Source organism: Allobosea vaviloviae (assembly GCF_001298265.1).
Lineage (GTDB): Bacteria > Pseudomonadota > Alphaproteobacteria > Rhizobiales > Beijerinckiaceae > Allobosea > Allobosea vaviloviae_B.
On record NZ_LGSZ01000040.1, the window covers coordinates 242,779 to 255,800 of the forward strand.

General features: G+C 66.0%; 14 protein-coding genes. 1 reads left to right on the plus strand and 13 read right to left on the minus strand.

Features of this window, described 5'->3' with window-relative positions:
• Positions 1–87: 87 nt before the first annotated feature.
• The 6 genes from AE618_RS12960 to AE618_RS12985 all read right to left on the minus strand — a co-directional run bounded on the left by AE618_RS12960 (position 88) and on the right by AE618_RS12985 (position 5,541).
• Complete coding sequence (locus AE618_RS12960) at positions 88–1,041, minus strand: ABC transporter ATP-binding protein (RefSeq protein WP_054209470.1); 954 nt, start codon at positions 1,039–1,041, stop codon at positions 88–90.
• Positions 1,038–1,673 (minus strand): ABC transporter permease, encoded by a 636-nt coding sequence (locus AE618_RS12965; RefSeq protein ID WP_054209471.1) that lies wholly within the window; start codon positions 1,671–1,673, stop codon positions 1,038–1,040. The genes AE618_RS12960 and AE618_RS12965 overlap by 4 nt, the downstream gene beginning before the upstream one ends.
• Positions 1,673–2,302, minus strand: coding sequence for an ABC transporter permease (locus tag AE618_RS12970; protein ID WP_054209472.1), 630 nt, complete (start codon positions 2,300–2,302; stop codon positions 1,673–1,675). The genes AE618_RS12965 and AE618_RS12970 overlap by 1 nt, the downstream gene beginning before the upstream one ends.
• Positions 2,299–3,852: an HAL/PAL/TAL family ammonia-lyase gene (locus AE618_RS12975; protein WP_054209473.1), complete on the minus strand. Its 1,554-nt coding sequence runs from the start codon at positions 3,850–3,852 to the stop codon at positions 2,299–2,301. The genes AE618_RS12970 and AE618_RS12975 overlap by 4 nt, the downstream gene beginning before the upstream one ends.
• An 11-nt stretch (positions 3,853–3,863) precedes the next feature.
• Entirely contained in the window at positions 3,864–4,748 is an 885-nt protein-coding gene (locus AE618_RS12980; protein WP_054209474.1) for a glycine betaine ABC transporter substrate-binding protein, read from the minus strand.
• Between the two features lie 130 nt (positions 4,749–4,878).
• Positions 4,879–5,541 carry a DUF1684 domain-containing protein gene (locus tag AE618_RS12985; RefSeq protein WP_082365228.1) on the minus strand — a complete coding sequence of 221 codons (663 nt, stop codon included), beginning with the start codon at positions 5,539–5,541 and terminating at the stop codon, positions 4,879–4,881.
• Between the two features lie 288 nt (positions 5,542–5,829).
• Between AE618_RS12985 and AE618_RS12990 the strand changes: the two genes are divergently transcribed.
• Positions 5,830–6,063, plus strand: coding sequence for a hypothetical protein (locus AE618_RS12990; RefSeq protein ID WP_054209475.1), 234 nt, complete (start codon positions 5,830–5,832; stop codon positions 6,061–6,063).
• A 42-nt stretch (positions 6,064–6,105) separates the two neighbouring features.
• On the opposite strand, the gene AE618_RS12995 is transcribed toward AE618_RS12990, so the two are convergent.
• From AE618_RS12995 to cyoA, 7 genes are all read right to left on the minus strand, one after another.
• Complete coding sequence (locus tag AE618_RS12995; RefSeq protein WP_054209476.1) at positions 6,106–6,639, minus strand: response regulator transcription factor; 534 nt, start codon at positions 6,637–6,639, stop codon at positions 6,106–6,108.
• The gene (locus tag AE618_RS13000) at positions 6,629–7,876 is read right to left on the minus strand and encodes an ATP-binding protein (protein ID WP_248310852.1); all 1,248 of its coding nucleotides are present in this window, start codon (positions 7,874–7,876) and stop codon (positions 6,629–6,631) included. The genes AE618_RS12995 and AE618_RS13000 overlap by 11 nt, the downstream gene beginning before the upstream one ends.
• Positions 7,877–7,922: 46 nt before the next feature.
• Positions 7,923–8,615, minus strand: a complete 693-nt coding sequence (locus tag AE618_RS13005) for an SURF1 family protein (RefSeq protein ID WP_349236434.1) — start codon at positions 8,613–8,615, stop codon at positions 7,923–7,925.
• Between the two features lie 71 nt (positions 8,616–8,686).
• Positions 8,687–9,073 carry a cytochrome o ubiquinol oxidase subunit IV gene (gene cyoD / locus AE618_RS13010; protein ID WP_054209479.1) on the minus strand — a complete coding sequence of 129 codons (387 nt, stop codon included), beginning with the start codon at positions 9,071–9,073 and terminating at the stop codon, positions 8,687–8,689.
• Positions 9,070–9,702, minus strand: a complete 633-nt coding sequence (gene cyoC / locus AE618_RS13015; protein WP_054209480.1) for a cytochrome o ubiquinol oxidase subunit III — start codon at positions 9,700–9,702, stop codon at positions 9,070–9,072. Before cyoC ends, cyoD begins: the two co-directional genes overlap by 4 nt.
• Before the next feature lie 5 nt (positions 9,703–9,707).
• Entirely contained in the window at positions 9,708–11,687 is a 1,980-nt protein-coding gene (cyoB, locus tag AE618_RS13020) for a cytochrome o ubiquinol oxidase subunit I (RefSeq protein WP_054209481.1), read from the minus strand.
• Positions 11,688–11,727: 40 nt separating this feature from the next.
• Positions 11,728–12,906 carry a ubiquinol oxidase subunit II gene (gene cyoA / locus AE618_RS13025; protein WP_054209482.1) on the minus strand — a complete coding sequence of 393 codons (1,179 nt, stop codon included), beginning with the start codon at positions 12,904–12,906 and terminating at the stop codon, positions 11,728–11,730.
• Between the last annotated feature and the right edge of the window lie 116 nt (positions 12,907–13,022).

Genomic DNA, 13,022 nt, shown 5'->3' on the forward strand with positions numbered 1-13,022 from the left:
CCAGCCGTCATTGCGAGCGCAGCGAAGCAATCCAGAGCGGCAGCGCTCGACGTCTCCCTGGATTGCTTCGCTGCGTTCGCAATGACGTCAGAACAGTGTCGTCCCCGCGCTCCGCGTCCGAATGCCTGCGAGCGTGATCTGCCCCAGCGCCGTCCCGTCCTCGGCCATAATCGTCGCGGCGTCGCGCCCCTCGGCGAGCAGCGCCGACAACACCTCCCGCACCGAGAGCGAGCCCGGCAGCGTGAACCCGTCCACAGCCGCACCAGGCTCGACCGCATCGGCCGCGCGCACCAGCGAAAGCCGCCGCAGCGCCCGGTCGGCGCCGACGAAATCCGCGACGAAGTCGTTGGCCGGCGCGGCCAGCAGCCGGTCGGGCGTGTCGTATTGCACGAGCTTCCCGTCCTGCATGATCGCGACGACATCGCCCATGCGGATGGCCTCGTCGATGTCGTGGGTGACGAGGATAACCGTCTTCTTCAGCCGCTTGAGGATGGCGAGGAACTCTTCCTGCAGCCGCCCGCGCACGATCGGGTCGACAGCTCCGAACGGCTCATCCATCAGCATCACCGGCGGGTCGGCGGCGAGCGCGCGCGCCACGCCGACACGCTGGCGCTGGCCACCCGAGAGATGGCGCGGATAGCGCGAGAGATAGAGCTTCGGGTCGAGGCCGACGAGGTCGAGCATCTCCTCTGAGCGCGCCTTGATGCGTGAGGCCTCCCAGCCCAGCAGCTTGGGCACGGTCGCGACGTTCTGCGCGATCGTCATATGCGGGAACAGGCCGATCTGCTGGATGACATAGCCGATATGGCGCCGCAGCTCGACCGGATCGGCCTTGGTCACATCGCGGTCGCCGACGATGATACGCCCGGAGGTCGGCTCGATCAGCCGGTTGACCATCCGCATCGTCGTGGTCTTGCCGCAGCCCGAGGGGCCGATCAATACGCAGACCTGGCCCTTTTCGATCGTCAGGTCGAGCGCATCCACCGCGGGCTTGGCCACGCCCGCAAACAGCTTGGTGACCTTCTCCAGCCGGATCGTCATGTGGCTCCCATCCGCAGCTGGCGTGTCATCAGTCGCTCGATTCCGGCAAAGCCGATTTCCACCGCAAGCGCCAGCAGGGCGACCGCGACGGCGCCTGTGATCAACTGCGGGAAGTTGAAATTCGCCATGCCGGCTGTGATCAACTCGCCCAGGCCGCCGCCGCCGATGAAGGCGGCAAGCGTCGCCGCCGAGACGATCTGCACGGCTGCCGTGCGGATGCCGGCGAAGATCACCGGCAGCGCCAGCGGGATCTCGATGCGCGTCATCACCTGCGCATCGGAAAAGCCCTGTCCGCGCGCCGCCTCGACGATGTCGGCATCGACCTCGGTCAGGCCCGTATAGGTGTTGAGCAGCAGCGCCGGCAGGCCATAGAGCGTCAGCGCCACAACCGAGGGCAGGAAGCCGGTGCCGAGTAGCGGCAGCATGATCACGAGCAACGCCAGCGAAGGCACCGTCCGCAGGATGTTGACGACGGCGATGGCCGCATTGGCGAAGCCGCGATGGCGCGTCAGCAGCAGACCGAGCGGCAGTGCGATCAGCAGCACGGCGGACAGCGCCACGCCTGTCAGCCAGAGATGGTTCTGCAGCGCGACGATGAAGATTTTGGGGTTGGCGGCGATCCACTGGGCCATCAGGCGGTCTCCGCCTGGTTGGCGCGCAGCCGCAGTTCGACCCGGCGCAGGCTCTCGTCGCACAGGATCGCCAGCGCCGAGGTGACGACCGCGCCGGCCACGACCTTCTCGCCGAAATCCTGGGTGATGCCCTGGAAGATGATGTCGCCCAGCCCGCCCGCATTGATGAAGGCGGCGACCGTGGCGACCGACACCTGGGTCACGACGGTAATGCGGATGCCGGCGATGATGACAGGCAGCGCCAGCGGCAGCTCGATCGCGAAGAGCCGGCGCCACCGTCCGTAGCCCATGCCGTCGGCGGCATCGAGGATGTCCGGCGAGATCTCCTGCAAGCCGGTTGCGACATTGCGGATGATGATCAGCAGCGCATAGGCGACGAGCGCCACGATCGCCGGCCAGAAGCCGAGGCCCAGATACGGGATCAGCAGCGCGAAGATCGCCAGAGCCGGCACGGTGTAAAGCGCGCCCGAGACCAGCAGCACGACGAGCGCGAAGCCCGGCCGCCGCGCCGAGAGCACGCCGAGCGGCAGCCCGATGGCGAGCGCGATCGTCAGGCCGACGCCCACGAGCTGGATATGCTCCCAAAGCGCGATCAGCAGCCGATCATAGTTCTCGATCGTCCAGGTCATGCGTCCGACCCGTCGTTGCCCGCCATGCCGGCCCGGATGAGATCGCCGGCCTCGATCGCCAGCGCCAGCGCCTCATATTCGCACCCCATCGGCCGGTCGTCGTCGAGGCGGTCGACATGGGCTCGCACGAAGCGATGCGCGGCGGCCGTCCCGCGCCCGAGCGTGATCGCGCCGCGCAGATCGACGGCTTCGGTGGCCACCACGAGCTCGATCGCCCCCAGCCGTGTCAGGCGCCTCGCGATGGCATGGGTCTTCTCGACGATGGCCGGCGTCATCGGTGCGTAATCCTCGACGCCGTCGGCCACGGGCAGGGTCATGGCGCCGAGCGGCAAGGCGAGATGGCGGATCTCGGCCTCCAGCGCTGCCACCGTCTTCTGCGAGGTGGCGAAACCCGAATGCGAGCCGCCATGGCGTGTCAGGAAACGCGGCAGGTCGCTCATCGCAGGCGACATCAGCTTGACAATGCGGGCGGCCGATGTCGCGGCCAGATGCGAGAGCGCGAGCCCCGCGGCCTCGAACGTCAGGGCAAGCTCCGTCGTGTCGAAATTCACGCTGGAGAGCATGAGATCGCGCGCGACCAGCACGGCCGGGCTGTCGGGCGCGCTCGCGAGTTCATTCTGAACGGCATGGCTGGCCGCGGCGACGGCGTTGCGCGCATGGCCAGCGACAGGGGCCAGGCAGCGGAAGGACAAGGGGTCCTGCAGCCGCCGGGCCGCACCGGGTTTGAACAGGTCGCTGCCGGCCAGAAGGCCGCGCAGCCACGCGGCGCCGACGCGGTGGCTGGGCAGCGCCCGAATGTCCGCCAGACCCTCGTCGAGTGGGGACAGATTGGCGCGGAAGGCTTCGAGCGACAAAGCGCCGGCCATGAACCCCGCGTCGAGCGCCTTGTTCATCGCATCGACCGCCAACGCGGCCAGGCCGACGCTCTGCGCATTGGCGTTGAGCAGAGCAAGCCCGTCCTTCGGGCCAAGCGCGGGCAGCGCGATTCCGACCGCCGCCATCGCCTCGCCGCCGGGCAGGATGGCGCCCCTGAACTCGGCCTCGCCCTCGCCGATCAGCGGCAGGAAGGCCTGCGCCAGCGGGCTGAGATCGGCCTCGCCGAGCGAGCCGATCCGGCGCACCACGGGGTGGACGCCCGCGTTCAGCATGGCGGCGATCGTCTGCGCCAAAACCGGGGAGAGGCCGGATGCGCCGTGGCAGATCGCGACGAGCCGCGCCGCCAGCATCGCCCGCACCTCAACCGTCGAGAGAGGTTCGCCGACGCCCACGGCCCGGGCGCGGATCGCGCGCGCCTGGAAAGCAGGGATGGCGTCCGCGTCGAGGCGTGTATCGACGGCCGCACCCAGCCCGGTGGTCAGGCCGTAGACGCTGTCACCCCGTTCAAGCGCGCGCAGTACAACGGCGCGCGCGGCGGCGAGCCGTGGCGCCACGCTCTCATGCAGACGCACAGGTGCGGAATCGAGAGCAATCACAAGGATTGCCTCGATGCCCTGTGAGGTGTCGCCGAGAACGACAGGCGCGGGTTGCCCGGCGCGTTCGGCGTCAGGCAATGCGGTCGCGGTCAGTTCACCAGCCCCTTGGCCTTCAGGAAGGCGGCAGCCACCGTGCGCGGCTCCTTCTTGTCGACCTCGACCTGACGGTTGAGCTCCTGCATCGTCGGGTTGTCGAGCGCGGCGCCGACCTTGTCCAGGATGGCGACGATTTTCTCGTTGGCGGCGATCTCCGGCCGCACGACGGGCGCCAGGAAATAGGGCGGGAACAGCGCCTTGTCATCATCGAGCGCGACGAACTTCTCGGCCGCGATCTGCCAGTCGGTCGAGAAGCCGTTGGCGACCTCGATCTGCTTCTGGTTCAGCGCCTCGTAGCGCAGGCGGAGCGCCGCGAACTGCTTGAACTCGGCGAATTCGGCCCCGTAGACCTCCTTCAGCCCCTTGATGCCGTCGCGACGGTCGACGAATTCCGTCCCGGCGCCGAGCCGCAGCTTGGAGGAGGCCTTGCCGAGATCGCTCAGGGTCTTGAGGTTGAACTCCTTCGCCGTCTCGGGCCGCACCACGATCGCATAGCCGTTGTTGATGCCCGATGGCTTCAGCCAGGTCAGGTTGAACTCCTTCTCGTAGAAGGCCTTGACCATGCCGCGGACCTTCTCGGGGTCCGTCTCGGTCACCCCTTGCGCCTTCATCACGGCGTTCAGCCCGGTGCCGGTGTATTCGGGATAGAGGTCGATCGCGCCGCTCTTCAGCGCCTCATGGGCAACCAGCGTGCCGCCGAGATTGATCTTGCGCTCGACCTTGAAGCCTGCCGCTTCCAGCGCGGCGCCGTAAAGCTCCGCGACGACGAACTGCTCGGTAAAGTTCTTCGAGCCGATCTTGATGGTCTGGGCTGAAGCCGCGGAAAGGCCGGTCGCCAGCATCGCGGCAGCCGCAAGGACGGTTTGGAGAAGGCGCATGGCAATGGGTTCCTTGGCGTCTGAGGAGGGCAGGCTAGCAAGCGGCGCGCCCGATGCAAGGTGTGGGTGAGACAAAGAACGGTGATGTCGTCATCGCCGCGCTCGCCGGAAGGCCTTGCGGCTGGCGAGCTCAGGGCAGCGCGTTTCTTTCGCCGCCCCGGATCTCCACCGGCAGGCGGTTCTCGATCGGCGAGAGCGGACAGACCCAAGCTTCCGAATAGGCGCAGGACGGGTAATAGGAGAAGTTGAAATCGAGGATCAGCCCGCCATCCTCATCGCTCCCGAGATCGGCGCTTTTGATCGTGTCGAGCAGGTAGCGCCCGCCGGCGAAGCTTTCGCGGCCATTGGTGGCATCGCCGAACGGCAGGAACACCCCGCCGCCATAGCCGTCGATCCAGTACAGCGTCAGTTCCTTGCCCAGCGGAGCCTCGAGCCCGATCGTCATGGCGAAGGGAATGAGCGTGACCGTGCCGTCCTTGCCGGCTTCAAGCTCGATCGCCTCGCGTTCGATGGCGGGACTCATCCCGACCGTGAAGCGCAGGGCCGGATCATAGGCAAAGCAGTCGATACCGCGAAACTGCGCCCGGCGCGACGTCGCGAGCGGCGATTGCGGATGCTCGCGGAACAGCCGGTCGCGAACGCTGCGCCAATGCGTCCAGCCCTCGTGCTCCGGCATCGCCCGCACGGCGGCATAGAGATCCGCGACCTGCCGACGCCAGTCATGCAGGGTTGAAAACTGGTCCAGCCTGCCGGCCGCCGCGATGGGCTCGGCCACCTCGATGATCCTGCCCATGATGCTCGCCTTTCAGACCACTTGCATACACCGCCTATAGAGCGGCCGCGAATTCAACGCGCGGCAGCGGATCGGGTTTCACGGCGCAGATTGATCCATGGCGGTGTCAGTTTTTGTCAGGGTTCGCGCCTGCATCCGGCAGGCTCGTCTGACTGTATCCCGAGTCGACGCGATAGCGGCATGTCGACAGCGTGTGTGGTTCCAGATTGTCAACCACTGATTGTATATTCGGCGACTGGAAGCTCACTGATGGCACGGACCCCTGTGGATCCTGGACAGGAAATGGTGATGGCACATGATCCCGGCTTTCGCATGCAGATCGGTCAAGCCGATGCTTCCGGCGCAGGCAATCCCGTTCCAGCACCGATCATGCTGACGGCAACCCGCGAATTCGCTCAAGATCTCGGCGAGCGGATCGCGATCACAGCGGCAATGGCGCTGCTGGTCGTCGTCCAGTTCGTGGTCGGCGCCATCGTCTGGACTGGGCTTGGCATCGCCTGGCTGCTCGGCAAGCGCGGCTGACGATCTCGTATCGGGCGCTTCATAGCCGAAGAGGCAGGCGCTCTACGTCAGCCGCCGTTTTTCCAGCTTTCGCGCCAGCGTCCGCCGGTGCATGCCGAGTCGGCGGGCGGTCTCCGAGATGTTGAAGTCGCTTTCGGCCAGCGTCTCGTGGATGCGTTCCCATTCGAGGTTCTTCAGCGAGGTCTGGCGCTGGGTCAGCGGCACCTCGGCATCGCCCTCGATCTTGCCGAAAGCGGCTTCGATGTCGTCGGTGTTGGAGGGCTTGGCGAGGTAGTGGCAGGCGCCCAGCTTGATCGCCTCCACCGCTGTCGCGATGCTGGCGAAGCCGGTCAGCACCACGATCTTCATGGCCGGATCATGGGCATGCAGCAGCTTGACGCATTCGAGCCCCGAGCCGCCCACGACCTTGAGATCGACCACGGCATAGCGCGGCTGCGCGGTGTCGAGCAGGGTCCGCAGGCTGTCGAGCCCGTCGCAGGACTGCACATCATAGCCCCGACGCTCGAAGGAGCGGTGCAACACCGGCGCGAAGGCAGGATCGTCCTCGACGATCAGCAGCGTCTTGTCATCCGTCATGGCGGCTCTCCCTGGGAGCCTTTACGGGCGAGAGCGAAGCCAGCGGCAGGGTCACGGTGACGCAGGCGCCGCCGGCCTCGCGGTTCTGCGCCGACAGGGTGCCGCCCAGCTTGCGCATGACGTTGCTGACCAGGAACAGCCCGAGCCCCCCTCCCGGCCGCCCTTTCGTCGAGCGATAGGGCTTACCGAGGCTGGCGAGGATCTCGGATGAGAAGCCTGGACCCTCGTCCTGGACGATGATGGCGAGGTCGTCCTCCCGACGCTCGACCCTGACCACGACACGGGCAGGCGAGGCCTCGAGCGCATTGTCGAAGATGTTGCAGATCACCTGCTTCAGCGCCGGATCGGAGACGATGACGGCATCTGGCGCAAATGCGTTGACGTAGTCCAGCCGCGCCGGCGCCTGATGCGATTGCCACTGCGCCATGAGGTCGTCGACGAAGCGCCGCACGCTTGTGCGCCTCGGATTCTCTCCGCGCGTCTCGCCCGACGACATCAGGATGCCGGAGACGATCGTCTTGCAGCGGTCGATCTGGCCCTGCATCTCGCCGATCTCCTGGATCAGTTGCGGCTGGGCCTTGAAGACGGGCATGCGCAGCCAATCGCCCAGGATCACCGACAGCGTCGAGAGCGGTGTGCCGAGTTCATGCGCCGCGCCCGATGCCAGCAAGCCCATGCGGACGATATGGTCCTCCTCGACAGCACGTTGGCGCAGATCCGCGAGGTTCTCGTCGCGGACCCGCAGATTGTGGCTGATCCGCTGGATGAACACCACGAGCAGCGCTGCAGCGATCAGGAAACAGATGAAGACACCCTGGATATAGAGCCGGGGCACGCCGTCATCGAGCTGGACGGGCAAGGCGAGTGGGCGGTGCAGCCCGATCAGGCCGATGAAGCACAGGCTCGCGAGCGCGACCAGAACCCAGGTCGACCAGCGCTCGATCAGCACGGCCGCGAGCCCGATCTGCAGCAGATAGAGAGAGATAAACGGGTTGGTTGCGCCGCCGCTGAGATAGAGCTGCGTGGTCAGCGCGCCGACATCGAAGAGCAGCGCGGCAAACAGCTCGGCATTGCTGACCTCCGCCCCTCTGCGATGATGGCGCAGCAGGCTCGCGAGGTTCAGCAGCACGAGGAGCGCGATCACCATCGCCATCTCGGTGAGCGGCAGGGCGATGCCGAGCCCCCACTGCACGATCAGGATGGTCAGCACCTGGCCGCTGACCGCGAGCCAGCGCAACTGGACCAGCAGCAGCAGGTTCTGCCGGTTCGTGGTGGCGTGGACGCTAATGCTGGCGCTCCGTTCCGTGCCGCAACCGATACTCGCAGCGTAACACGAAGATCATGGCGCAAGCGAGCATCAGCGCCAGGGCAAACCAGGTCAGCGCATAGACGAGGTGGTTGTTGGCGAAGCGCAGCACCGTCAGCCCGCCGACCGGAAAGCCGCCGGGATTGGGCGTCGCATCGGCGTCGACGAAATAGGGCGCGGCGTTCTCCAGTCCGCGCGTTTGGGCGGTTGCCGCGACATCGCGCGAATACCAGCGATCCTGGGCCGGGGCGTTCTCACGGAGGAAGCCGCCACCGGGCTCGCTCAGCCGCAGCAGACCTGTCAACGTCACGGGCCCGCTGGGCCGCGCGTCGGCGCGGCTGCCGCGCCGTTCCGGCGGCACGAAGCCGCGATTGACCAGCACGGTGAAGCCGGCCTCGCTCACCAGCGGCGTCAGGACCCAGAAACCGCCGCCGCGTTCCGTGACGGCCTGGACCAGCGTCTCGCGGTCGTGGAGGAAGCGGCCGGCGAGCCTGACGCGAAGGTATTCGTCCTCGCCGATGCTGCCCCAGTGCGCCGGGCCGGGGGCGGGAACGGGTTCTGCCCGGATGCGGGTTTCGACCCGCTGGATCAGCGCCTGCTTCCAGCCGAGACGCTGCATCTGCCAGATGCCGAGGCCGGCCAGGCCGGCGACGCAGGCCAGAGCTACCACGCAGGCGATCGACAATACCCAGAGAGGCCGCGGCGTGCGTGCAGCGGCAGGCTTTCTCGACGCCTGTTCGCTCAAGGCACCTGCCGCATGTCGTGGGGCGGCATCATGTTGGTGTTGAGGTGGTACATCACCCACAGCGAGCCCGCGAGCACGATCACCACCAGGATCAGGGTGAAGAGCAGCGCCAGCAGGCTCCAGCCGCCCTCGGAGCGGCCGTTCATGTGCAGGAAGAAGACCATGTGGACGAGGATCTGGACGACCGCGAAGGCCATGATCGCGAAGGCCGTCAACTGGTTGCTGCCGAGCGCGCCCGACATCACCAGCCAGAACGGAATCGCGGTCAGGACGACCGAAAGCCCGAAGCCGATCATGTAGCCGTTGAAGGAACCATGCACATGCTCCTCGGCGGCGTGATCGTCATGTCCGGGCTGATGCTGGGCGTTCGTCTCGGAGCTCATCGCAGCATCCCCATCAGATAGACGAAGGTGAAGACGCCGATCCAGATGACGTCGAGGAAGTGCCAGAACATCGAGAGGCACATCAGACGGCGGCGGTTGGCTTCGATCAGCCCGTGCTTGGCGACCTGCGCCATCAGCGTGAACAGCCAGATCGTGCCGAAGGTGACGTGCAGCCCATGCGTGCCGACCAGCGTGAAGAAGGCCGACAGGAAGGCGCTGCGCTGCGGCGTCGCGCCCATGTGGATCAGGTGGTGGAATTCGTAGAGTTCGATGCTGAGGAAGGCGAGGCCAAACAGCGCCGTGACCGCGAGCCAGCCTTGCGTTGCCGCGATCTTGCCCTTCGCCATCGACAGCATGGCGAAGCCATAGGTGATCGAGGAGAACAGCAGCATCGCGGTGTTGAGCGCGACCAGCGGCAGGTCGAACAGATCCTTCGGGCCGGGGCCTGCGGCATAGTTCCCGCCGACGACCCCGTAGATGGCGAACAGGATCGCGAAGATGAGGCAGTCGCTCATCAGGTAGATCCAGAAGCCCAGCGGCGTGCTGTGGCCTTCCGGGTGGGGATGTTCGTCGCGCAGGTAGAAGACCGGCGCCTCGCCGTTGTCGGCGGCAGGGATGGAACTCGCCATGGTCGTCAGGCCCTCGATCCGGCGAGCAGACGGGTGCGCTCGTCCTCGGCGCGGACGACCTGCTCCGCCGGGATATGGAAGTCGCGGTGGTAGTTGAAGCTGTGGGTGATCGCGGTCACGAGGATCGCCGCAAAGGAGACAGCCGCCAGCCACCAGATGTGCCAGATCAGCGCGAAGCCCATCGCCATCGAGAAGCCCGCCAGCACGATGCCCGTCGCGGTGTTCCTGGGCATGTGGATCGGCTTGAAGCCGTCGAGCGGGCGGACATAGCCGCGCTTCTTCATGTCGGTCCAGGCGTCGTTGTCATGCACCACCGGGGTGAAGGCGAAATTGTAGTCCGGCGGCGGCGAGGAGGTCGCCCATTCCAGCGTGCGCCCGTTCCAGGGATCGCCGGTGACGTCGCGCAATTCCTCGCGCTTCCAGATGCTGTAGGCGATCTGAAGCAGGAAGCAGACGATGCCGAGCAGGATCAGGAAGGCGCCGAAGCCCGCGATCACGAACCAGATCTGCAGCGACGGGTCGTCGAAGACGCGCATCCGCCGCGTCACGCCCATCAGGCCGAGAATGTAGAGCGGCATGAAGGCGAACCAGAAGCCGACCACCCAGAACCAGAACGAGAACTTGCCCAGCAGCGGGTGCAGCCGGAAGCCGAACGCCTTCGGGAACCAGTAGATCATGCCCGCGAACAGCCCGTAGAGCACGCCGCCGATGATGACGTTGTGGAAATGGGCGATCAGGAACAGGCTGTTGTGCAGCACGAAATCGGCCGGCGGCACGGCCAGCAGCACGCCGGTCATGCCGCCGATGACGAAGGTCAGCATGAACGCGACCGTCCACATCATCGGCGCCTCGAAGCGGATGCGCCCGCGATACATCGTGAACAGCCAGTTGAAGATCTTCGCACCGGTCGGGATCGAGATGATCATCGTCGTGATCCCGAAGAACGAGTTCACGCTCGCGCCCGAGCCCATCGTGAAGAAGTGGTGCAGCCAGACCAGGTAGGACAGGATCGTGATGACGACGGTCGCGTAGACCATCGAGGTGTAGCCGAAGAGCCGCTTGCCCGAGAAGGTCGAGGTCACCTCCGAGAAGATGCCGAAGGCCGGCAGGATCAGGATGTAGACCTCCGGGTGGCCCCAGATCCAGATCAGGTTCACGTACATCATCGGGTTGCCGCCGAAGTCGTTCGTGAAGAAGTTCGTCCCGACATAGCGGTCGAGCGTCAGCAGGGCCAGCACCGCCGTCAGCACCGGGAAGGTCGCGACGATCAGGATGTTGGTGCACAGCGAGGTCCAGGTGAAGACCGGCATCTTCATCAGGGTCATGCCGGGGCAGCGCATCTTGACGATGGTGCAGACCAGGTTGATGCCGGACAGGGTCGTGCCGACGCCCGCCACCTGAAGCGCCCAGATATAGTAGTCGACGCCGGGGTCCGGGCTGTAGGCGATGCCCGACAGCGGCGGGTAGGCGAGCCAGCCGGTCCGCGCGAACTCGCCGATGAACAGCGACATCATCACCAGAACGGCGCCTGCCGTCGTCATCCAGAACGAGAAATTGTTGAGGAAGGGGAAGGAGACGTCGCGCGCGCCGATCTGCAGCGGCACGACATAGTTCATCAGCCCCGTCACCAGCGGCATGGCGACGAAGAAGATCATGATCACGCCATGGGCGGTGAAGATCTGGTCGTAGTGATGGGCGTTGAGGTAGCCCTCGGAGCCGTTGAAGGCCATCGCCTGCTGAATTCGCATCATGATCGCGTCGGCAAAGCCGCGCAGCAGCATGATCAGGCCGAGCACCATGTACATGATGCCGATCTTCTTGTGGTCCACCGAGGTGAACCACTCGCGCCAGAGATAGCCCCAGAGCTTGAAATAGGTCAGGGCGCCGACGACGGCAATGCCGCCGAGCGCCACGGCGGCGAAGGTCACGATTAGGATCGGCTCGTGGATCGGGAACGACTCGAGCGTCAGCCGGCCGAAGAGCATGGAATGGGGTGCGGAAGCGTCGGTCACTGTGAAGCTCGCTTCAGGAATGGGACGGCCGGGCCAGGCTCAGCAGCTCGGAGAAACTCTGCGGCCGGCGCGGCGTGAGGGCGGGAAGCGGCAGGCCGAGGCCGCGCATTGGCGAGAGGTCGCGCGGCGTCGTGTCGGCCGGCACCTTCGCCATCATCGCCTTGGCCTCCTCGATCGAGCAGATCGAGGCGATGTAGGCGGGCTGGGCCCCGAAGGGCGCCTCGCCGCCGCGGCGGGTGTATTTGTCATAGGCGAGCGGCAGCGTGGTGTGGAGGCCGGCGAGCCCCAGCCCACCCTTGGCGTCGATCGCCATCATCTCGCTCATGCACATCTTGCCGGGCTGCACGCAGAGATTGCGGATCGCGTCGAACAGCTTCGCTTCGGTCGCGGAGAAGCGCTTGACCGGGACGTTCTCGCTGGGGCGTTCGAGGTCGAGATAGGCGGCGCGGTCGAGCGTGCCGCCCGCTTCCTTCGCCTTGGCGACCCAGCCCTCGAAATCGCCCTCTGACAGGCCGAGGAAGCCGAAGCGCATGCCGGAGAAGCCCGCGCCGCTGTAATTCGCCGAGAAGCCCTGATAGCGCCCGGCCTTGTTGATCACGGCATGGAGCCGCGTCTGCATCGCCGGCATCGCGTAGATCTGGCCGGCCAGCGCCGGGATGTAGAAGGAGTTCATCACCGAGGACGAGGTGATGCGGAAATGAATCGGCCGATCGACCGGCGCGGCCAGCTCGTTGACCGTGGCGATGCCCTGTTCCGGGTAGATGAACAGCCATTTCCAGTCGAGCGCGACGACCTCGACCTCGAGGGGCTTGGCCGTTACGGGAATAGGCTTGCCCGCCGCGATCCGGTCGAGCTTGCGGTAGGGGTCGAGCAGATGGGTGCCCATCCAGGTCAGCGCACCGAGCGCGATGATGATCAAGAGCGGCGCCGCCCAGATGATGAGCTCCAGCCCGGTCGAGTGATCCCAGTCGGGCTTGTAGGTCGCCTCCTTGTTGGAGGCGCGGTAGCGCCAGGCGAAGAACACTGTCAGCGCCATCACCGGCGCGATGATGATCAGCATCAGCACGGTCGAGATCACGACGAGATCGCGCTGCTGCGCCGCGACGTCGCCGGCAGGCGACATCACCACGAGGTTGCAGCCGCCCAGAAGGGCGAGCATCGGGATCAGGGCGGCGAGGCGCAGACGGTTCAAGGCATCGACCTTTCGCAGGGCAATGGAAGCAGGACCGCTAGCTGCAGTGCAGCAAAGGTGACATTGGACAATTTGCCCAATGCCGCCGTTCCGTCCGATAATGCACTAGCGGGGGC

Bases quoted from the DNA above. Each gene is read 5' to 3' on its own strand.
- AE618_RS12960 (WP_054209470.1), bottom strand. From the start codon at position 1,041: ATGACGATCCGGCTGGAGAAGGTCACCAAGCTGTTTGCGGGCGTGGCC.
- AE618_RS12985 (WP_082365228.1), bottom strand. From the start codon at position 5,541: ATGGGCAGGATCATCGAGGTGGCCGAGCCCATCGCGGCGGCCGGCAGG.
- cyoC (WP_054209480.1), bottom strand. From the start codon at position 9,702: ATGGCGAGTTCCATCCCTGCCGCCGACAACGGCGAGGCGCCGGTCTTC.
- AE618_RS12990 (WP_054209475.1), top strand. From the start codon at position 5,830: ATGGCACATGATCCCGGCTTTCGCATGCAGATCGGTCAAGCCGATGCT.
- AE618_RS12980 (WP_054209474.1), bottom strand. From the start codon at position 4,748: ATGCGCCTTCTCCAAACCGTCCTTGCGGCTGCCGCGATGCTGGCGACC.
- cyoD (WP_054209479.1), bottom strand. From the start codon at position 9,073: ATGAGCTCCGAGACGAACGCCCAGCATCAGCCCGGACATGACGATCAC.
- cyoB (WP_054209481.1), bottom strand. From the start codon at position 11,687: ATGCTCTTCGGCCGGCTGACGCTCGAGTCGTTCCCGATCCACGAGCCG.
- AE618_RS12970 (WP_054209472.1), bottom strand. From the start codon at position 2,302: ATGACCTGGACGATCGAGAACTATGATCGGCTGCTGATCGCGCTTTGG.
- AE618_RS12965 (WP_054209471.1), bottom strand. From the start codon at position 1,673: ATGGCCCAGTGGATCGCCGCCAACCCCAAAATCTTCATCGTCGCGCTG.
- AE618_RS12995 (WP_054209476.1), bottom strand. From the start codon at position 6,639: ATGACGGATGACAAGACGCTGCTGATCGTCGAGGACGATCCTGCCTTC.